Source organism: Aeromonas sp. 604176 (genome assembly GCF_049170755.1).
Taxonomy (GTDB): Bacteria; Pseudomonadota; Gammaproteobacteria; order Enterobacterales; family Aeromonadaceae; genus Aeromonas; species Aeromonas veronii_A.
Genome location: NZ_JAAKNE010000287.1, coordinates 1 through 893, shown reverse-complemented (window position 1 = coordinate 893; position 893 = coordinate 1). Strand labels below are relative to the sequence as shown.

Sequence of the window (893 nt, the reverse complement as noted above, 5' to 3'; positions counted from 1 at the left end):
TATGTCAACAATGGACTTAGACTTGAGGTGAGCGAGTCGCTCGATTAACGCAGGGCTTTCATCTCACCGGCGATGATTTCGGCCAATGGGCCCAGAATCACCTGCAGGTTCTGCTCACCGAGTTTGACCACACCGGCCGCGCCCAGGGCTTTCAGCTTGCGCTCATCGACGATGCTGCGGTCTTTCAGAGTCAGACGCAGACGGGTGATGCAGGCATCGATGGAGACCAGGTTCTCTTGACCACCCAGCACTTCCAGGTATTGCTTGGCCAGCTCGGTACGGTTGGTAGATTGAGCGGCAGCCGGAGCAGTATCTTCGTCATCTTCACGACCCGGGGTTTTCAGGTTCAGCTTGGCAATCACTACGCGGAACACGGTGTAGTAGAGGCCGAAGAAGACCAGACCCTGAGGGATCAGCATGTACCAGTTGGTCGCCAGCGGGTTACGGCTGGAGAGCACCATATCCACCAGACCGGCACTGAAACCGAAACCGGCCATCCACTGCATGGAGGCAGCGATGAACACGGAGATACCGGTCAGTACGGCGTGGATGACATACAGTACCGGCGCCACGAACATGAAGGAGAACTCGAGCGGCTCGGTGACACCGGTGAAGAAGGAGGCAAAGGCAGCTGCGATCATGATGGAGGCAACTTTCTCTTTGTTCTCTTTCTTGGCGGAGTGGTAGATGGCCAGAGCGGCACCCGGCAGACCGAACATCATGATGGGGAAGAAGCCAGCCTGGTACATACCGACTACGCCTTTCACCTGATCCAGGCTCTTGCCAGCGGCCAGAGCGGCATCGATGGTAGCCTGACCACCCAGGAAGTTCGGGATGTCGTTGATACCGGCCACGTTGAACCAGAACACGGAGTTCAGGGCGTGGTGCAGACC

1 protein-coding gene is annotated in these 893 nt (G+C 57.4%); it reads right to left on the bottom strand.

Translation table 11 applies throughout. The annotated features are described in order from the left end of the window. Positions 1-44: 44 nt before the first annotated feature. Positions 45-893: PTS transporter subunit EIIC (locus G5358_RS21400; protein WP_421324917.1), on the bottom strand; the 849-nt coding region annotated here is incomplete at its 5' end.